This is a genomic window from Actinomyces bouchesdurhonensis, from assembly GCF_963540955.1.
In the GTDB taxonomy this organism is placed as follows: Bacteria; Actinomycetota; Actinomycetes; order Actinomycetales; family Actinomycetaceae; genus Pauljensenia; species Pauljensenia bouchesdurhonensis.
The window spans coordinates 13,826-31,747 of sequence record NZ_CAUTSL010000015.1 but is presented as its reverse complement, the minus strand read 5'-3'; the positions used below and the strand labels follow the sequence as shown (position 1 = coordinate 31,747).

The window sequence follows — 17,922 nt, the reverse complement described above, 5'->3', positions numbered from 1 at the left end:
TGCTTCAATCACGACGACCGTGAACTACGTCTCCGCATCGTGGCGCCCGGCCCGCAACCCGCGAGGGGTCGCGGAGCCGGGCGCCCGATCGATACACGCGGGCTAGGAGCCGCTTTGCGCATCCGTCGACGGGGTCGGCGTGGGAGCCGCCGAGGACGTGGGGGCCGGAGTCGCACCCGTTCCCCCACCCAGCGCGCGCTGGGCTTCCTCGGCGCGCTTCAGTGCGTCGTGCAGACGGTTCTGAGCCTCGCCATAGGCCGTCCAGTCGGAGTTAGTCATCGCGCTATCCGCGTCACGCATGGCTTGGGCCGCATCGGTCACTGCCTGGTTGAGCTGGGCGCCAGCGTCACCGGGAACGGCGGTCTGACTGGTTTGCGTGTCAGTGCTGTGAGTGGTCGTTGCCGTTGACCCGTCATCCGAAACCAGTTGACGCAGAGATTCCTCCAATGTCGGCGCGAAGCCAACCTTGTCACCGAATGCCGTCAGCACGGAACGAAGCACCGGGTAGGACGCCGATCCGGTTCCCTGGACGTAGACGGGCTGGACGTAGAGCAGTCCGCCGCCCACCGGCAGGGTCAGGAGATTGCCTCGGATGACGGTCGAGTCGGCCTGGTTGAGCAGATTCAGCTGGGTGGCAATCTTCTCGTCGGAATCGTACTTGTTCTGCACTTGGCCGGGGCCGGGCACGGTCGTCGACGAGGGTAGAGCGAGAAGCCGAAGCTTGCCGTACCCCTCGCGCACCTGGCCGGGGCTGTTACCGGTTTCGGAATCCACGGCGAGGAAACCAGCCATGGCCTCGCGCCGCCCCTCGCCGCCGCCACCGGGCACAAACACGGAGGTCAGCGAGAACTCGGCGCTCTCCTGGCCGGGCATCTGCATGGTCAGGTAGTACGGGGGCTGAAGCGTGGTTGGAGCAGCTACGGGGTTGCCGTTAGCGTCCACGCGCGGGGACGTTTCAGACGACGCGGCGTTATCCCCGTAGGTCGAGGTCTCCTCGGCCAGACGCCACCGGTCGCCGCCCGAGTAGAAGCCGGCTGCATCAGTCACGTGATAGGTGGCCAACAGGTTGCGCTGAACCTTGAACATGTCCTCCGGGTAACGAAGGTGGCTCATGAGGTCGCCGGAGATAGCCGACATGGGTTCGACACTGCCGGGGTAAATCTTCTCCCAGGTACGCAAGATGGGGTCCTGATCGTCCCAACGGAACAGGCGTACGGACCCGTCGTACGCGTCGACGACGGCCTTGACGGAGTTACGCATGTAGTTGATCTTGTTGTCCTGCACGTACTGGCCCATCTGCGTGGACTGAGAGTCTACGGTGGCATCGGAAAGTGTCTCGTGCTGGGCGTAGGGGTAGTTGTTCGTCGTCGTGTAGGCGTCGACGACCCACACGAGGCGCTTGGGGGTCGAGGGGTCCCCGTCCATGTCGACGACCGCGGGGTAGGCGGATTGTTCGAGAGTCAGGTAGGGAGCAACCTTGGAGACACGCTGGAGTGGATCGCGGTCGTAGAGGATCTGCGAGGCCTCGTTGGTTTGGGAGGAGAAGAACAGGTCGGTGGAGGCGAACTTGATGGCGTACAGAAGCTTGTTCCACATGTTGCCCACGGAGGGGCCGCCGTTGCCCGTGAAGGTCGTCGACACCTGGCCGCCAACCGCCGTGTCGTCCGGGTAGTCGAGTTCCTGGGGCTCGGCGCCTTCAGGGGCGCCGACGATGGAGTAGTCGGGCGAGCCGGGGCTGAAGTAGACGCGCTCCTCGTACTCCCCCATTTCCCCGACCGAGGGCACAGACTGCTCCCAATAGGAGGGCAGGCCGTCGCTGGTCAGCTGGTTGCCGTAGGCGGCGACCATACCGTAGCCGTGCGTGTAGACAGTGTGCTGGTTGACCCAGGTCTGCTGCTCGGCGGACAGGCCCGAGAGGTTGAGTTCGCGCACGGAGATGACGGTGTCACGCCGCTCGCCGCCGACATTGTATCGGTCTACTTTCATGCCGGAATTGAAGCCGTAGTACAGGCGGGACTGCTGGAGTTGTTGGACGGTCTTCGTGATGACTTTAGGGTCGAGCAGGCGCACCTGAGAAGTGAGCGCCTCATTGTCGAACTGGCCAGCCGAGGCCGTGGTGGCCGCGTCGTAATTCGTCTGATAGTCGACGTCGTCCAGGCCGTAGGCCGCCAAAGTGGCATCGATGTTGCGCTGAATGTAGGGCGACTCGAGGGTGCGCTGGTTGGGGCGCACGCGGAACTGTTCGATGAGCGCGGGGTATGCGCCGGCCAGGACCAGAGCGGCGATGACGGTGACGGCCACGCCCGTGACGGGCAGACGCCACGTGCCGCGGAAGGCGGCAATCACGAACAGCGCTGCAACGAGGAAGGAAATGACCGCGAGGATAGAGTGTGCTGGCAGTGTCGCGTTAATGTCGGAGTACATGGCGCCGTGGATTGAACCGGAGTCCGAAGTGAGCAGCTCGTAGCGCTCCAGCCAGTAGTTGATACCGATGAGGAGCGACAGGGTGGCGGCCATGAGGCCGGTCTGCAGGCGCGCGTGCTTGGAGGCGTGGGGGCGGGGCGCCAGCCGAATGGTGCCATAGAGGTAGGACACGACGAGGGCGGCTGCCAGCCCGATGCCAGTAACGGTCATGAGGAAGGAGACGAGGACCTTCAGCGCGGGCAGGATGAACACGAAGAAGGAGATGTCCAGGCCGAACTGCGGGTCAGTTTGACCGAAGGAAGATGCGTTCAAGAATTGCAAGAGAGTGCGCCACTGTGCTCCCAGGCGGGCGCCGGTCGTGACACCGAAGAAAAGTGCGACTCCCCAGAACGCGAGGCGGCGTACAGGCGCGAGCGCCTCCTGGTAGCTGCGCAGAGCAGCGGAGGCCTCACCGCGCGCGGAGGAAGCGCGATGCCGGTACGCGTAGGCCATGGAAAAATAAAGCAGACCCGTGGCAACCAGCAGACCAACGGCAAAGAGGCCGACGTGGGCTCCCCACTGGGTGAGGATGACGCGCGTGGCGTGCATCTGACGGAACCAGAGAATCTCTGTCCACACGATGGATGCCAGGTAGATAATCGCTGCAACGGCAACCAGCGCGATCGCCGTAATGGTACCGGGGCCCGGCTTACGTAGTGTTATCTCCGCCCGTGGTGCTCGTGGCTTTCGCGGCTGGCGCGGGTCACGGGATCCGAAGACCGAAAATGGGAAGCTCACAGCAATCCTCTCTGTTCAACCGAAAGCTAGATCCCAGTCTACCGGCGCGCACGTTTTTCTTCGTCGCTGTTTTGTCCGCTCTCCGTGAGATTATGGGGTTATGACTGTTGAAATGATGCCGAGTGCACGTGAGGTTGCACTGGCCAACGTTGTTGTTGACATTGAGAAGGGTGCGGCTCGTGTGGGTTGGGATCATGCTCCTTCCATCTACGCGCTGGTTCCGACGGCGTTACTGTTGGCGGATCCGAACTTGCCCGCCGACATCGCGGCTCAGCTGCGCGCCGGTTGGGATGGAAGTGAGGAGCACCTGAGCGCGGTTATCCAGGAGGACTTCGCTGATGACGACATTGAGCGGATCCTGGCTCACCTGGCGTGGCCAGAGACGGTCCCGGGCGCCGCACTCACTGTTGAGCGCATCGTGGTTCCGCCCGAGGTTGAGGACGAGGCCCCCGAGGATCCGGAGGAAGCCCTCGCTTTCGTCGCGAACCATCCGCTACGAACGGATGTTCGTCTGGCTGTGGGCGTCATGCGCACGGGAGAATCTTGGTGCGCATTGCGTACCCGCGCCTTCGATTCCGACGACAAGGTCGGGCAGGGCTCGGCGCTGGTCCCCGCACTGGTGGACGCCCTGCGCGCATCCCTCGAGCCGGTGACGGACGAGGACGCCTGACGTGATAAGAGGCCCCGGCCTCGTCCGGACCAGAATGAACGAGGTCGGGGTCCGTGCGCCCCATCTGCAGCTGGCAGTGGGCGAGTCTGTGAGGGTTAGTGGCAGGTGGGAAGCGTCTGTCCTTCCCCCTGCGCGATGGTCTCGACGGCAGCGACCGCCTCGTCGAGGGTGGACACTGACACGACGTTCAGACCACCGGGGACGTGCCCAACGACCTCGGAGCAATTCTCGGAGGGGGCGAGGAACCACTGGGCACCATCGTCGTGGGCGCCCCACATCTTCTGCTGGATGCCGCCGATCGCGCCAACCTGTCCATCGAAGGACATCGTGCCGGTTCCAGCGATCGTGGCTCCGCCCGTCATGTCACCCGGGGTCAGGCGATCAATGATACCCAGGGAGAACATCATGCCTGCGCTCGGGCCACCCACTCCCTCGAGGTTGAAGGAGATGTTGACTGGGAGGGATGGATTCACCGTCAAGTAGATGCCGAGCTTTGAGCCGGATTCTGTCGCGGAGGGTGCGACCGAATCGAACGAGAGGTCCTGGAGGCTTCCGTCACGCTCGACCGTGATTGTCATGGGACTGCCTGGCGGAACGGTGCGCATGAGCGCGAAGGGAATCGACCCGTCTTTCACCTCGTGACGCGTGCCGTCGGGGGTCGTGATTGCGCGCAGAGTATCACCCTGTTGGACGATGCCTTCCGCGTTGGACCCTTCCACGGCTCCTTCAATCGTCACGGTCGCAGGCACGTCCCAGCCGAGGTATTCCAGCGCGGCGACCTGCGAGGTCATCTGCGAGTTGCGCATCATCGCGACCTGCGCGTCACTGACGTCGGTTTCAGTTTGTCCCTGCGGGTACACGGAGTCATAGTCGACAATTTTGCTGTGTGGATCCGCGTAGGCGACCAAGAGCTGCGCGAAGTTCAGGCGGTTGCCGGGTCCGCCGGATTCAGAGACGGTCACCATGCGTAACTGTCCCTGCCCTGGTTTGGCCTTGTCGGTCACGGAAGCGGATTGCGGCTCGTCGAGCTGGAGTGCATCACCCGTCGTCGGATCGGTTCCCTCAATCGCAATCATGGGTTCACCTTCCGATGAGCCCAGCACGTTGAATGTTGGTCCGGGGCTGGACACCACGAACGGCACGGGGACCCAGAAGAGGATAGCAACCATCGCCAGGAGGGCCAGGAGGGCCGTCACCAGCCGCCAGCTGATGAGGGGGATACGCTGTTTTTCACTGTCCGCGGGGGACGCCAAGCCGTCGATTGTCAAGGTCATATCCGTTTCGCTCACCGTGCAATTGTGTCTCACCTGGGCGCTGGACGCACGCATGGGGACCAGCGTTCCTTATGCTCTCAGCATTTTTGGAGGTTTTTGTCAGCCCAGGCGCACGAGGGGACGCTAGTCTGTTTCCATGAATGAGAACGAGTCCGGCACCCCATTTGAGGATTTCCTGCGCTCCATCCTGGGGGACGAAGCGGCCGCCGAGGCCGCGCGCGCCCTTGAGGCTCAGGGCTTCGACCCTGCGAACCTGCCTCCTGAGTTCTCCGATCCCGCGCGCATGCGGGCGGCGATGGGGCAGTTCCAGTTCCTGATGAACACGACGGCGGGGCCGGTCAATTGGCGCATCGTGGAGGACAGCGCCAAACAGGCGGCCTACGCGAGCGGCGATCCCGCTCCCACGGCGACGGAGGCTGAGGCGGCTCGCCAGGCGATGACCGTCGCGGACCTGTGGCTCGATGCCGTCACCGACTTTGCTTCCGGTCCGGTGACTCGTGACGTGTGGAGCAAGGTCGCGTGGGTGGAGCACACGATTCCGAGGTGGAGGCGCATCTGTGAGCCGGTCGCGCTCAACGTGTCGCGTGCCCTGTCGGCGGCGTTGTCGGAGCAATTTGGCCCTGACGGCTTGGACGAGGGCGCCTCGTTGCCCGATGGCATGGCGGCGATGTTAGGAAAGACGCAGGAGATGATGCCGCGCCTGTCGGCGATGATGTTCTCGGCGCAGATTGCCCGCGCCTTGGCAGCGCTGGCCGGTGAGTCCTTCGGAACCTACGACACGGGTATTCCCCTGTCGGAGACGTCACACGCAGCGCTTGTGCCGCACAACATTGCCGAGTTCGCTGACGGCCTGGATGTGCCTTTTGACGAGGTTCGACAGTTCCTGGCGGTACGTCAGGCCGCTCACCGCCGTCTCTTTGCCTCGGTCCCGTGGCTTGAAGGCGACCTGGTGCGCGCGGTTGAGCGCTACGCTTCGCAGATCGCGATCGACACGGACGCTATTTCAGAGGCGGCGCGTTCGGTGGATCCCTCGGATCCGGCTTCGGTGGAGAACGCACTGAACGGCGGCGTGTTTGCGCTATCAACGACGCCCGATCAGCGCCGCGCTCTAACGCGCCTGGAGACGATGCTCGCCCTCATCGAGGGCTGGGTTGAGGTGGTGACGGCTCGCGCGACACAACCCTACCTGCCTCACGCGGATGCGCTGCGGGAGATGATGCGACGTCGCCGCGCCTCGGGGGGTCCAGCCGAGGAGGTTTTGGGGACTCTCATGGGCCTGAAGATGCGGCCGCGCCAGGCGCGCGGAGCCGCCTCGATTGTTGCGCTGGTGGAGGCTGACGGTGGGCGCGATGCTCGCGAGGCCCTCTGGGCTCACCCGGATATGGTGCCCTCCGAGACGGAGCTGGCCACGCCTGATACCTTCCTGACGCTGAGGCGTGCGGCCGCAGAGGAAGACGCGGACATTGATGCCGCTCTCACTTCCCTTCTGGATGGGACGCTCGGGTGGGCGGAAGGACTCGAGCCTGGTGACGAGGATGGGGCTGGGGCGGACGGGCGCTCTCCCGACACGGGTGGCGAGGACTCGAACCCACACGAAAAAAAGTAATCCGACAAGTTATCCACAGATTTATCAAAACCCTGTGAGTTGCCCCCATCCGGGTTCATGATGGTCTTAACAGACATGAAGTAAAGGAGACCATCATGAACCTGGCACACAATACAGCGATCCTGTGGCATGGACCCGGAACCGTCCAAGTCGGTGGGGACCGCAGCCGACACGTCCTACTCGAGGACCTCCACGCGAACGATCAGCTCTGGCTCAGCAGCCAGGTTCGCTCAGCGCGATCTCCTTGCCCGCTCCAAGCCTCGCCCGAGTTGATGGCAGCGCTTGAGCGCGCCCACCTACTCGACGAAGGCGACCGGAGAGCGTCACTGCGCGTCGCAGTCATTGGCGCGGTTCCCGCCACCGTCCTGGCACTGCACGCCCTGGTTGACACGCTCGCCCTGACGATGCGCATCGAGGCCGAACAGCTCGTGGACCAGGACTGGGACCGCGTGTTCGGAGGCACATTCACCGGAACTGCTCGTTCCAGAGCAATCCGACGCATGCTAGCGGACCTCGTGCCCCTACCCAACCTCCATCATCAAGGCGATGTCGATGTCGCCCTCATCGGCGCCGACCGAGTCATCGACCCCGGTATCCCCTTCGACCTGACTGTGAACGACACGCCACACCTGATCATCACGCGCGGTGAACACTCCTACGAGATCGGCCCCTTCGTCATCCCAGGCATCACCCCCTGCTACCAGTGCTTCGAACACGCAGAAACACAAGAGGACCCGTTTCGTCTCACGCACCTGCGTGAACTCACCCGATGGCCACTGGGACGCCTCGCAATGCTCACCCACATGGCGGCGGCGCTGCGCGTCGCACGCCTGCTGCGCGACTTTGCCTCGGGCGCACTGACCACGCAGCTATGCGCCGAGGTCGCCACGGTCGACGAGGATGGAACCATCAGCGTCGAACGAGTATCACCCGCCCATGAATGCGTGTGCGGAATCTGCGGGATTGCCTCCTGACTCAGGCGCCCTCATCGACGATGACGTCATCGCCACGCACGAGCGCCAGGACCGGGGCTGCGAAACGCTGCACTTTGACGTCGCCGATTCCGCGTATCACACGCAGCTGCGTCGTGTTCCTCGGCATCGCAGAAGCAATGTCGCGCAACGTCTGATCAGTAAAGATCGCGAAGGGAGGCACGCCCGCCTGGCGGGCCACCTCCAGACGCCAGGCTTTGAGGCGGGCGAACAATTCAACGGCCTGCGGGGAGGCATGCTCCTCAAAGGCCTGGTGACGAGCGCGCGCGGAGGCCCGCTTCTTCTTTGGCGCGCCCACACCACGATGCTCAGGCCAGATCCCATCAAGCAAGCGACTGCGCTTACGTGTGCCACGTCCATCCGCGCCCCGCGAGCGCGCCCACGACAACGTCAGCAGGTCACGGGCTCGGGTCACGGCCACGTAGAGGAGACGACGCTCTTCCTCGCGAGCTTCGGGGGTCTTCGCATAGGAAATAGGCAGGAGTCCCTCGGCGACACCGACCAGAAACACGGCATCCCACTCGAGACCCTTGGCGGCGTGGATCGTGGCCAGTTCGACGCCTTCCTTATCAGGCTCGACCTGGTAGGCGATCCGCTCGTCGAGTTCGGCGACGAAGGCGGCCAGCGTGAGAGCCTGGGAGTCGTCAGCCCATCCGACGATGGCGTTCATATTCGACCACCGCTCGGAACCCGCTTGACCGGAAGGGGCCTCGGGTGCCCAGCCGACGCTGGTCAGGACGTCGCGCACGACCTCACCCACGGTTCCCTCTTCCGATACTGCGGCGGCTGCACGCAGACGAGAGATCGCAGTGCGCACGTCGTCGCGGGCGAAGAAGGGTTTGCCTCCAGCGACGGCGACGGGAATACCGCGTGCTCCCAGGGCCTCCTCGAAAGCCTGAGACTGGCCGTTCGTGCGCATGAGGACGGCGATGTTGTGAGGAGCGACGCCGCCAGCGATGAGGTCGCCGATCTGCGCGGCAACGCCCACCGCCTCCGCATGGTCATCCTCGTAGGTGCAGTAGCCAACGTGCGCGCCGTCGCCCCGCTGACTGGACAGGCGCACGGTCCCCTCACGCTCAGTGGCGCGGGCCAAGACATCGTTTGCCAGGGTGACGATCTGCGGGGTGGAACGGTAGTCGCGAGTCAACTCGACGATGCGCGCGCCGGGATGCTTGCGCCCAAAACCCGTCAGATAGTCGGGGGAAGCTCCCGTGAAAGAGTAGATGGTCTGCGCGACATCGCCGACGACGCACACATCGTGGCGCCCACCCAGCCACAGGTCAAGGAGGCGAGCCTGGAGCAGGTTGACGTCCTGGAACTCATCGACCACGAATGAGCGATACTGCTGACGCACGATGGAGGCGACGTCGGCGCGTTCCTGAAGCATGCCGCACAGATAGATAAGGATGTCCTCGAAGTCGATGACACCACGCTCATTTTTCGCATCCTCATACACGTCGAGGAAGCGGGCCATGTCGTCGGCGTCGAGTCCTGCGGGCACGTCGCGCCTCATGCGGGCCACGCGCGAGGCGTAGTGTGCGGAGTCGATCATGGATACCTTCGCCCACTCGACTTCGGCGGCAATGTCGCGCACGTTGGTGCGGTCGATGGCGATCCCGAGACGGGCGGCGGAGGCGGCGACCAGGGACGCCTTATGCGCGATGACGTCGGGCAGCGGTCCGCCGACCACCGAGGGCCAAAAATGGCGCAGCTGGCGCAGCGCCGCGGAGTGGAATGTACGCGCCTGCGCCTTCGGGACACCCAATTGGGCCAGACGGTGGCGCATCTCAAAGGCGGCACGCTGGGTGAAAGTCACCGCCAGCACGTTGGAAGGGTCGACGGCGCCGACTGCCGCGCCGTAGGCGATACGGTAAGTGATCGCGCGTGTCTTGCCCGTTCCCGCGCCGGCGAGGACAGCGAGAGGCCCAGCGACCTGGGTAGCGACGGCTCGCTGGTCGGGATCTAGGGCGTCAAGCAACTCCTCGGGGGTCATGAACTCATTGTCCCATCGCCCGCCTTCAGTTGCGTCCCGCGTGCTGCGGCCCGCTTGGCAAATCGGAGCCATACCAAGAGGCCAGCAAAGCGTAGGCGATGGAAGCGCGCCCGGGTGCGCTAATCTCACCACTCTCAAGCGCGCGCGTGAGTTCCTCGCGGCTGAAGAAGCGCGCCCACTCTATCTCCACGCCATCCGCCTTGGGGGCCGGGCACGGCTTAACCGTCAACGCACGGTACCCCATCATCTGGGAGCGCCCGAACGGCCAGGGCTGGGACGCCACATAGGTCGGGGGTTCGATGGCAATATCCGTCTCTTCAGCAACCTCGCGCGCGACCGTGTTATCCGGGGATTCACCGGCCTCGACGTATCCTGCGACGAGAGATACGAAGCAGGGCTTCCACAGGGCGTTATGGGCGAGCAGCACGCGCCCGTCGTGGTCCTGCACAAGGACGATGATCGCGGGGTCCTGGCGTGGGTATTCGAGCCGATCGCACCCCTGGCAGCGCGCCGTCCATCCGCCGTCCTCCAGGGAAACAGGAGAGCCGCAACGTCCGCAGTAACGATAGTTCGCGTGCCAGCCCGCCAACGCCACGGCGGTCAGCGCCAGGGCCGCGTCGTCGCCCCCGAGCTGCCAACCAACCGCGCGCAGATGCTCCCAGCGGCCCCGGGCCTCGTCCCGGCTGGTCTCGATCGCGACGACGCTGCGTCCACCCGCCACCCCGATGAACGAGGCCGTGGTTCCCTCGAGATCGCGCGCGGCCTCTTCCCCGGCCAGGCGTCGCAGAGTTGGCGTATCCGAGGGCCGCACCCCGGCCTCGTCGAGGAGGACGAATCCGGAGGAATCAACGACGATAACATCCGCCTCACCCGAGGAGATCAGGTCACGCGGCGACGCGGATTCACGCAGCGCCACCGCCGGATCGACGTCACCGCGAACGAGAGGAAGGTCAATGCTCATATCTCCACGGTATCGCGGTGGACTACGCTAGGCACTATGACTACTAACTCCCTGCGCGCCGATGGGCGCACCCCGTCCCAGCTTCGTCCTGTCTCCATCACCCGCGGGTGGGCGGGCACCGGCGAAGGAAACGTCCTCATCGAGTTCGGCAACACCCGCGTCCTGTGCGTGGCATCCTTCACCGAGGGCGTGCCGCGCTGGAAGCGAGACTCGGGCGAAGGCTGGGTGACCGGCGAGTACTCGATGCTCCCGCGCGCCACCGAACAGCGTTCTTCCCGCGAGTCCGTTAAAGGCAAGGTGGGCGGGCGCACCCAGGAGATCTCGCGCCTCATCGGTCGTTCCCTGCGCGGCATCGTCGATGTTAGTGCCCTCGGAGAGAACACCATCGTCCTGGACTGCGACGTCCTGCGTGCCGACGGCGGTACCCGCACAGCGGCCATCACGGGCGCCTACGTGGCCCTGGCGGACGCTGTCGCCTGGGCCAAGGAGCGCGGCATCCTCAAGCCTTCCGCCACGGTCCTGACCGACTCGATCTCCGCGATCTCCGTGGGAGTCATCGACGGCACTCCCATGCTGGATCTGCCCTACGTCGAGGACGTGCGCGCGCAGACCGACATGAACGTCGTCCAGACAGGCGACGGTCGCTTCATCGAGGTGCAGGGGACCGCCGAGCACGCGCCCTTCGACCGCGACGAATTGAACGAGCTGCTGGATCTGGCGACCCTGGGAAACGCTCAGCTCGCCCGCGCGCAGAAGCTTGCGCTCGAGGCTCCTCTCATGGAGCGTATCGAGGTGCGCCCGTGAGAGCGCGCTTGGTTTTTGCCACTTCCAACGCCCACAAGGTCAGCGAACTCGAAGCTATCCTCGCCCCCGCCTGGGAGGGCTTCGAGGCGGGGTGCGTCGCGCGCATGAGCGACTTCGACGTGCCTTCCCCTGTCGAGGACGGGGTGACTTTTGAGGAAAATTCGCTCATCAAGGCCCGCGCCTTAGCCGACGCCACAGGCCTGGCGGCGATCGCCGACGACTCCGGCATCACCGTTGACGTGCTGGGCGGGGCGCCCGGCATCTTCTCCGCGCGTTGGTCCGGCTCGCACGGGGACGATGAGGCAAACCTGCGCCTGCTCCTCGATCAGCTCTCCGATGTGCCCGACCGCCACCGCGGCGCCGCCTTCGTGTCGGCAGCCGTCCTGGTGACCCCAGACGGTCGCGAGTTCACCCGGCGCGGCGAGGTGCGTGGCACCTTGACACGTTCCCCGCGAGGCGAGGGTGGTTTCGGCTACGACCCGATCTTCGTACCCGATGGCTTCGAGGTCACGACCGCGCAGATGAGCGCCGAGCAGAAGAATGCGATCAGCCACCGCGGCATCGCATTCCGCGCGCTCATGCCCCACATCGTGAACTACCTGCGCGGCTAAGATTCCCGCGCGCGCCAACCGCCAGCCCATGGGACATCGTTGCTCGTCAACACGGGTGTGCCGGGCACCCTAAGGGTGTCCGGCACGTGGCTGCGCCCGGCGGGCGCTCCATCAGCGGGCCACGAGGTTACCGAAGAAGGGCCGGTCCATCGAGAATTGCAGCGGGTTGCGCTGTTGGCGTCCGCGCCCGTAATAGGCGAGTCGCTGAAGGACTGATGCGATGAAACGAGACATGGTGGGCTCCTCTTTGAGTACGTGCGATGGATCTGTCATCGCACTGTGACTCTATGATGACGCGCGCGAGGACTTCTTTCCATCGATTCTTTCTAATTTTTCACTGAAGTATTTCTTACAGACTTTTCCTTGATATGCCTTGATAAATCGTTGACTCTTCAAAGCTTCTATCCTTAATTTATGGGGTGGTGAATACAGTGAGGAGGCAGGCCCGCGGCCCACCCCCTCACTATCCCGATTCAACAAGAGTCAGCGAGCGCGCGCCACGCGACGCCCGGATAGGAAACGGCGCACGTCAAAGAAGCGCACCACCTGCATAAGGCGACGCACCAGGCGGTCGCGCACACGCCAGATCATGGTGAGACCAACACCGATGAAGATCGCATTAGTCAGGAAAGAAGGCCAGGCGCCCGTGGACGCACAGGCAAGAGCCAGGAGAATGCAGCTAGACGCGTTCAACGTGTGATAACGCAGAGAGTCGGGCGCTACGCGCTTGGTGGACACGAGGTAATAAGCGGTGATGGAGGCTGCGGCGCCAACCCATCCGAGGATCACAATTGCCAGGTGCGAGAAGGTCATGACAGCAATTGTGCACCCTCCACTAGTCAAGCACAATTGAATGGTTCTATAGTTATCTTGCAGTTTCACTTAACTATGGAGTGTTCATGGACATCGACCCCCGTCGCCTACCGTTTCTGCTCTCGGTGGCACGCGAAGGCGGCATCGTAGCCGCCGCAGACATACTCATGGTCTCCCCCTCTGCGGTCTCCCAGCAGATCCAAAAACTCGAGGAAGAAGTCGGCCTCAAACTGGTCGAGCGTACAACCTCTGGGGCAATCCTGACCCCCGCCGGCACAATCGTCGCCGAAGCCGGGGAACGCATCAACGCAGACATCGCCGAAGCCCTCAAAGCACTGCGGCCCCTGACAGGCCAAGTCACGGGCACAGTCACGCTCGGTGCGTTCCTCACCATTTGCCGCTCAACCCTCATCCCCGCGCTCCCCGACCTCTCCCAGGCACTACCCGGCATTGACCTACACATTGAGGAAACAGAGGAAACACCCGGGATGGCAGCACTGCGCACGGGTCACTTCGACATTCTCGTCATCGAACGAGACGAGGACCCCGGCATGCCGCCACGCGGCTACACGGATATACCATTCATCGACGAACCGTGGGTACTCGTCACTCCTGACTCCGCTCCCCCCATCGGCTCCATCGAGGACCTCGCAGACCTGACCTGGCTGCGCGTCAGCCCCGGTTCAAGCGGCGACCACGTCATGCGCCGCATCACGAAGGCATTCCCCGACAGACGCTGGGCACCTCACCTGTACACGACCTACGAGGCCGCCCGCTCCCTCGTGCGAGCACGCGCAGGATCAACGATCCTGCCCGCAATGGCGCTCGCCGGCGCGCACACCGAAGGAATGCGAATCACTCCCCTGCCGTCGCTGGGCACACGAAAAATCCTGCTACGACATAAAAACCATGGGTGGAGCGAAGGCGGCGGCCCCGCGCGCGTCGCTACATTCCTGGCCGAATGGCAGCGACACAACTCCTACTCCGCCCCGGCGGACTAAAGAGCGCCACGCAACCACGGCCTCGCGCGAACGAGGCCGTGGTTGCCTCTAGAGGGAAACGACCATCGACCGGGTCGCGAAGTCAAGGGACCCAGACCAAGTCTGGCGAACCTCGGACGCCACACGATCGCGGGAAACCCACGGCTGAATGTGGGTGGCGATCATACGCCCAACGCCCGCGCGCGAGGCCAACTCACCCGCGCGCCGACCATCCATATGCATATCGGGCGCTGTCTCATCGGAGGTAAAGCCAACCTCACTCAGGAGAACGTCAACGCCGCGCGCTCCCTCGACGATCGAGTCGCACAAATCCGTGTCGCCCGTGTAAAACAGGGTCACGCGACGGGAAGGATCCTCCTCCGAAGGCCCCTCGATGCGCAGGCCAAAAGCCTCCACTGGGTGCAGCGCACGGACAGGCCACATCGTCATCGGCCCCACCTCGTAGGAACGGCCAAGCACCAAGGGGGAAAACGCAAACTCACCCTCGTAGGACTCCTCGTGCGACGCACCCTCAATCTGACGCACCCTATGCAACGTGTCAGCAGGACCGAAAAGAGCAACGGGCGAAACAGCGCCCGCACCGGGCCCCCACCTGCGATACACCTGCAACGAAATGATGTCGCCCATATGGTCCGCGTGACAGTGCGACAGCGCCAGAGCATCCAGCTCGCACGGGCACATGCGCTCCCATAGCGCGCCGAAAGAGCCAGGCCCTATGTCACACACCAGAGAGAAGATCCGCTCCTGACCGGACGCACCGTCAACGCCGCGCGCCTGAACCAGATAGGAAGAGGCGGGAGACTCCGGTCCCGACATGGAACCTGTCGCGCCGATGACAGTGAGCTTCACGCGAGACCCCCACGGGTGTTCACGCGGACAACCGAACCGACCTCGGGCCCCAGAAAGCGGCGCGCCAAGCGCGGGAAATTCTCTGACGCACCAGTAGCCAAGAACTGATGCTGCGGCCCCGTCCCTTCGGGCCACGGGTCGTGCAGGAGACCACGATCCACCAACTCGTTGTACGTCACGTTCGCGGTGGCCTCCGAGGAGGTCACCAAGGCGACACCCTCACCCATGACACGCCCAATGACGCCGGTGAGCAGCGGGTAGTGCGTACACCCCAGGATCAGAGTATCGACACCCGCCTCCTTCAGCGGCGTGAGGTATTCACGCGCCACAGCCTCGATCTCCTCACCCGTGGTCACCCCAGCCTCAACAAAATCAACGAAAGCGGGACAGGCCTGCTGGCTGACCGTCAGCCCGGGAACAGCCGCGAGCGCACGCAGGTAGGCCTCGGACTGAATCGTCGCCTTCGTCCCGATGACGCCGACGTGATGGTTACGCGTCGCGATGACGCTCTGGCGTGCGGCGGGCGTGATGACCTCAACGACAGGAATGCCAGCATCGATCCAGTAGCGTTCGCGTGCGTCCGCGAGCGCGGCAGCCGTCGCCGTATTGCACGCGATCACCAGGGCTTTGACTCCGCGCGAAGCCAATTCGTCGAGGGCAGACAGCGTCAGTGAGCGCACCTGCGCGATCGCGCGCGGACCGTAGGGAGTGTGCTCGGTGTCGCCCAGGTAGATGATCTCTTCGTCGGGCAGCTTATCGATGACCGCACGGGCTACCGTCAGCCCACCCAGGCCCGAGTCGAAGATTCCGATCGGGGCATTATTCATGCTTCGACCTTATTCCTTACTGAGAATTATTCACGGCGTCCAGCAGTGAGTCCTGCCACCATGTCACGAGGACGTAGATCGCAGCAACCGCCTGTGTGCGCTCCCCCGTCGGCTCGCTCATCGCCAGTCGTTCGATTCGCTGAGCGTCCCCCTGATCGGAAAGGTCCAGCTCACCGGCTAAGCCGAGGCGAATGTCGTTGAGAGCTCCCAACCACGACCACACGGACTCCCGAGGAATGACGAGGGTATCCCCCTCCCCATGAGTAATGTGTTCAAGATCGCTGACCATGGCGCGCAGCCGAACCGACTTTTCGGTACGCAGCAGGTCTTCCGTGAGGGCACGCATCCGCCCCGCGTCCTCCTCGTCATCGCTCATGGAGGGCAGCAGCATCGTCAGGGAGCGCTCGCGGGGCGCTTCCCTGCGCTGCTCAGTTTCGGTGACTGCTCTAATCATGGACGAGGTCGTAGCGAAGTCCCCGGGGTCGTCGAGGACCACCAGGACCTCGCTGGCAAGCTGGCGTAGGAGGAGGGCTTCGCCGGTACTCATCGACGCTGCGAAGCCCCCGTCACGGTAAGCGAAGGCTTCCATGGAGCTAGTCCCCGTCTGCTTCGATGGTGGCGCGCAGGCCGTAGGAGTGCATGGCCATGACGTCGGCCTCGACGCGTTCGCGCACGCCCGTGGACACGGTCGCGCGTCCGCGCGTGTGGACGGTCATCATGAGTTCTTCGGCGCGCGCAGCGGAGTATCCGAAGTACTCGCGGAAGACAGCGCTCACGTAGCTCATGAGGTTGACGGGGTCGTCCCACACGACGGTACGCCAGCGTGGCACGGCGGTGGGGGCCTCGTGCGTGCGCGGTACCGGTTGGACGATGGTGGTCATGTGTCAACCCTAAGTCGATTTGTGCGTCCACGGAAGCGTTTTCGCACACCGGTGACACGCTTCTCAGGGTAGGCTCACAGTATGCCTGCATCGACATTCACTTCATTGCTAACTGATATGTACGAACTCACGATGCTCGACGCTGCCCTAAAGGACGGGACCGCGCATCGCCGTTGCACGTTCGAGCTGTTCGGACGTCGTCTCCCCGCCACGCGCCGCTTCGGAGTCGTGGCCGGTACTGGTCGAATCCTCGAGGCCCTGGAGCGTTTCGAGTTCGACGCCGACCAAATCGATTGGCTCCGCGAGGGGGGTGTCATTTCCCAACAGGCCGCTGATTTCCTGTCGTCGTGGCGTTTCACTGGCGACATCTGGGGCTATGCGGAAGGCGAATGCTACTTCTCGGGTTCTCCCCTGCTCACCGTTGAGGGTTCCTTCGCGGATTGCACGCTCCTGGAAACGCTGCTCCTGTCGATCCTCAACCACGACTGCGCGGTGGCGTCAGCGGCCTCGCGTATGACGATCGCCGCGCATGGTCGCCCCTGCATGGATATGGGCGCGCGGCGCGCCCATGAGCGCGCCGCGGTATCGGCTGCCCGGGCGGCGGTCATCGGCGGGTTCCAGGGCACTTCCGACCTGGAAGCCGCCAAGCGCTATGGCATTCGTTGTATCGGCACGGCAGCACACGCGTTCACGCTTCTGCATGACACGGAACGTGACGCCTTTGATTCGCAGGTGGCTCTGCTGGGCGCGGGCACGACCCTGCTGGTGGACACCTACGACATCACGCAGGGTGTCGTCAACGCTGTTGAGGCCGCACGCGCGGCTGGCGGCGAATTGGGTGCGGTACGCCTGGACTCGGGCGACCTGGTCGCCGAGGCGTTCAAGGTGCGTGGCCAGCTCGACGCGATGGGCGCGACCTCGACGAAGATTACCGTGACCTCGGACCTGGATGAGTACGCGATCGCTGCCCTGGGCGCGGCGCCCGTGGATTCCTACGGCGTTGGCACGAAGCTGGTGACGGGATCGGGCGTGCCCACGGCTGCCTTGGTCTACAAGATCGTTCAGCGCGAGGACGAAGACGGCAAGACCGTGCTGGTCGCTAAGAAGGCCGAGTCGAAGTCCACGGTCGGTGGACGCAAGGTCGCCGGTCGCGTTCTGGGCGAGGACGGCTACGCCACCGAGGAACTTCTCCTCGTGGGTACCACCTTCGAGGAGGGACAGGCCCTCCTGGCTGAGCGCGGCGCCCGCCCCTTGCAGGTCCCGCTCGTACGCGGTGGCGTCATCGATGCGCAGGCATGGGGCGAGGGTGCGCTTATGGCCGCCCAGGAGCGTCACCTGCGCGCACGTAATGAGCTGCCTTACCAGGCCTGGCGCCTATCCGAAGGCGACGCAGCAATTCCGACGCGCTACGAGAAAGTCGGCTGAGGACGTCCGTTCCC

Annotated in this window: 17 protein-coding genes; 7 read left to right on the top strand and 10 right to left on the bottom strand. The window is 64.1% G+C overall.

The window, feature by feature from the left end; all coding sequences use genetic code 11:
• Nucleotides 1–102 precede the first annotated feature (102 nt).
• A complete protein-coding gene (locus RYL44_RS04105; RefSeq protein ID WP_314975178.1) occupies nt 103–3,126 on the bottom strand; it encodes a UPF0182 family membrane protein in 3,024 nt (1,007 codons plus the stop codon).
• Between the two features lie 175 nt (nt 3,127–3,301).
• On the opposite strand from RYL44_RS04105, the gene RYL44_RS04100 reads away from it, so the two are divergent.
• Entirely contained in the window at nt 3,302–3,871 is a 570-nt protein-coding gene (locus RYL44_RS04100) for a PPA1309 family protein (RefSeq protein WP_314975166.1), read from the top strand.
• A 95-nt stretch (nt 3,872–3,966) separates the two neighbouring features.
• On the opposite strand, the gene RYL44_RS04095 is transcribed toward RYL44_RS04100, so the two are convergent.
• Complete coding sequence (locus RYL44_RS04095; RefSeq protein WP_314975177.1) at nt 3,967–5,145, bottom strand: YlbL family protein; 1,179 nt, start codon at nt 5,143–5,145, stop codon at nt 3,967–3,969.
• Nucleotides 5,146–5,281: 136 nt separating this feature from the next.
• On the opposite strand from RYL44_RS04095, the gene RYL44_RS04090 reads away from it, so the two are divergent.
• On the top strand, nt 5,282–6,751 hold the full coding sequence (locus RYL44_RS04090) for a zinc-dependent metalloprotease (RefSeq protein ID WP_314975165.1): 1,470 nt from the start codon (nt 5,282–5,284) through the stop codon (nt 6,749–6,751).
• A gap of 95 nt (nt 6,752–6,846) precedes the next feature.
• Nucleotides 6,847–7,725, top strand: coding sequence for a hypothetical protein (locus RYL44_RS04085; protein WP_276739136.1), 879 nt, complete (start codon nt 6,847–6,849; stop codon nt 7,723–7,725).
• 1 nt (nt 7,726) lies between these two features.
• Here RYL44_RS04085 and RYL44_RS04080 read toward each other — a convergent pair whose 3' ends face one another.
• Both RYL44_RS04080 and nudC read right to left on the bottom strand, forming a co-directional pair.
• Nucleotides 7,727–9,736, bottom strand: coding sequence for an ATP-dependent DNA helicase UvrD2 (locus RYL44_RS04080; protein WP_314975164.1), 2,010 nt, complete (start codon nt 9,734–9,736; stop codon nt 7,727–7,729).
• Between the two features lie 25 nt (nt 9,737–9,761).
• A complete protein-coding gene (nudC, locus tag RYL44_RS04075; protein ID WP_314975163.1) occupies nt 9,762–10,697 on the bottom strand; it encodes an NAD(+) diphosphatase in 936 nt (311 codons plus the stop codon).
• Nucleotides 10,698–10,733: 36 nt separating this feature from the next.
• Between nudC and rph the strand changes: the two genes are divergently transcribed.
• On the top strand, nt 10,734–11,501 hold the full coding sequence (rph, locus tag RYL44_RS04070) for a ribonuclease PH (protein ID WP_276739141.1): 768 nt from the start codon (nt 10,734–10,736) through the stop codon (nt 11,499–11,501).
• A complete protein-coding gene (rdgB, locus tag RYL44_RS04065; RefSeq protein ID WP_276739142.1) occupies nt 11,498–12,112 on the top strand; it encodes an RdgB/HAM1 family non-canonical purine NTP pyrophosphatase in 615 nt (204 codons plus the stop codon). The genes rph and rdgB overlap by 4 nt, the downstream gene beginning before the upstream one ends.
• Nucleotides 12,113–12,223: 111 nt before the next feature.
• Here rdgB and RYL44_RS04060 read toward each other — a convergent pair whose 3' ends face one another.
• Both RYL44_RS04060 and RYL44_RS04055 read right to left on the bottom strand, forming a co-directional pair.
• Entirely contained in the window at nt 12,224–12,346 is a 123-nt protein-coding gene (locus RYL44_RS04060) for a hypothetical protein (RefSeq protein WP_268753698.1), read from the bottom strand.
• Between the two features lie 249 nt (nt 12,347–12,595).
• The gene (locus tag RYL44_RS04055) at nt 12,596–12,925 is read right to left on the bottom strand and encodes a CBU_0592 family membrane protein (protein ID WP_314975162.1); all 330 of its coding nucleotides are present in this window, start codon (nt 12,923–12,925) and stop codon (nt 12,596–12,598) included.
• An 86-nt stretch (nt 12,926–13,011) separates the two neighbouring features.
• Between RYL44_RS04055 and RYL44_RS04050 the strand changes: the two genes are divergently transcribed.
• Nucleotides 13,012–13,926: a LysR family transcriptional regulator gene (locus RYL44_RS04050; RefSeq protein ID WP_073982726.1), complete on the top strand. Its 915-nt coding sequence runs from the start codon at nt 13,012–13,014 to the stop codon at nt 13,924–13,926.
• A 48-nt stretch (nt 13,927–13,974) separates the two neighbouring features.
• On the opposite strand, the gene RYL44_RS04045 is transcribed toward RYL44_RS04050, so the two are convergent.
• The 4 genes from RYL44_RS04045 to clpS are packed head-to-tail and all read right to left on the bottom strand — an operon-like array spanning nt 13,975 to nt 16,483.
• A complete protein-coding gene (locus tag RYL44_RS04045; protein ID WP_073982727.1) occupies nt 13,975–14,775 on the bottom strand; it encodes an MBL fold metallo-hydrolase in 801 nt (266 codons plus the stop codon).
• Complete coding sequence (gene murI / locus RYL44_RS04040; protein ID WP_073982728.1) at nt 14,772–15,602, bottom strand: glutamate racemase; 831 nt, start codon at nt 15,600–15,602, stop codon at nt 14,772–14,774. Before murI ends, RYL44_RS04045 begins: the two co-directional genes overlap by 4 nt.
• A 16-nt stretch (nt 15,603–15,618) precedes the next feature.
• On the bottom strand, nt 15,619–16,191 hold the full coding sequence (locus RYL44_RS04035) for a DUF2017 family protein (protein ID WP_073982729.1): 573 nt from the start codon (nt 16,189–16,191) through the stop codon (nt 15,619–15,621).
• 4 nt (nt 16,192–16,195) lie between these two features.
• Entirely contained in the window at nt 16,196–16,483 is a 288-nt protein-coding gene (gene clpS / locus RYL44_RS04030) for an ATP-dependent Clp protease adapter ClpS (RefSeq protein WP_276739151.1), read from the bottom strand.
• Nucleotides 16,484–16,564: 81 nt separating this feature from the next.
• On the opposite strand from clpS, the gene RYL44_RS04025 reads away from it, so the two are divergent.
• Nucleotides 16,565–17,908 carry a nicotinate phosphoribosyltransferase gene (locus RYL44_RS04025; protein ID WP_314975161.1) on the top strand — a complete coding sequence of 448 codons (1,344 nt, stop codon included), beginning with the start codon at nt 16,565–16,567 and terminating at the stop codon, nt 17,906–17,908.
• Nucleotides 17,909–17,922: the final 14 nt, after the last annotated feature.

Bases quoted from the DNA above. Each gene is read 5' to 3' on its own strand.
- RYL44_RS04100 (WP_314975166.1), top strand. From the start codon at position 3,302: ATGACTGTTGAAATGATGCCGAGTGCACGTGAGGTTGCACTGGCCAAC.
- RYL44_RS04095 (WP_314975177.1), bottom strand. From the start codon at position 5,145: ATGACCTTGACAATCGACGGCTTGGCGTCCCCCGCGGACAGTGAAAAA.
- RYL44_RS04090 (WP_314975165.1), top strand. From the start codon at position 5,282: ATGAATGAGAACGAGTCCGGCACCCCATTTGAGGATTTCCTGCGCTCC.
- RYL44_RS04085 (WP_276739136.1), top strand. From the start codon at position 6,847: ATGAACCTGGCACACAATACAGCGATCCTGTGGCATGGACCCGGAACC.
- RYL44_RS04080 (WP_314975164.1), bottom strand. From the start codon at position 9,736: ATGACCCCCGAGGAGTTGCTTGACGCCCTAGATCCCGACCAGCGAGCC.
- nudC (WP_314975163.1), bottom strand. From the start codon at position 10,697: ATGAGCATTGACCTTCCTCTCGTTCGCGGTGACGTCGATCCGGCGGTG.
- rph (WP_276739141.1), top strand. From the start codon at position 10,734: ATGACTACTAACTCCCTGCGCGCCGATGGGCGCACCCCGTCCCAGCTT.
- RYL44_RS04060 (WP_268753698.1), bottom strand. From the start codon at position 12,346: ATGTCTCGTTTCATCGCATCAGTCCTTCAGCGACTCGCCTATTACGGG.
- RYL44_RS04055 (WP_314975162.1), bottom strand. From the start codon at position 12,925: ATGACCTTCTCGCACCTGGCAATTGTGATCCTCGGATGGGTTGGCGCC.
- RYL44_RS04050 (WP_073982726.1), top strand. From the start codon at position 13,012: ATGGACATCGACCCCCGTCGCCTACCGTTTCTGCTCTCGGTGGCACGC.
- murI (WP_073982728.1), bottom strand. From the start codon at position 15,602: ATGAATAATGCCCCGATCGGAATCTTCGACTCGGGCCTGGGTGGGCTG.
- RYL44_RS04035 (WP_073982729.1), bottom strand. From the start codon at position 16,191: ATGGAAGCCTTCGCTTACCGTGACGGGGGCTTCGCAGCGTCGATGAGT.
- clpS (WP_276739151.1), bottom strand. From the start codon at position 16,483: ATGACCACCATCGTCCAACCGGTACCGCGCACGCACGAGGCCCCCACC.
- RYL44_RS04025 (WP_314975161.1), top strand. From the start codon at position 16,565: ATGCCTGCATCGACATTCACTTCATTGCTAACTGATATGTACGAACTC.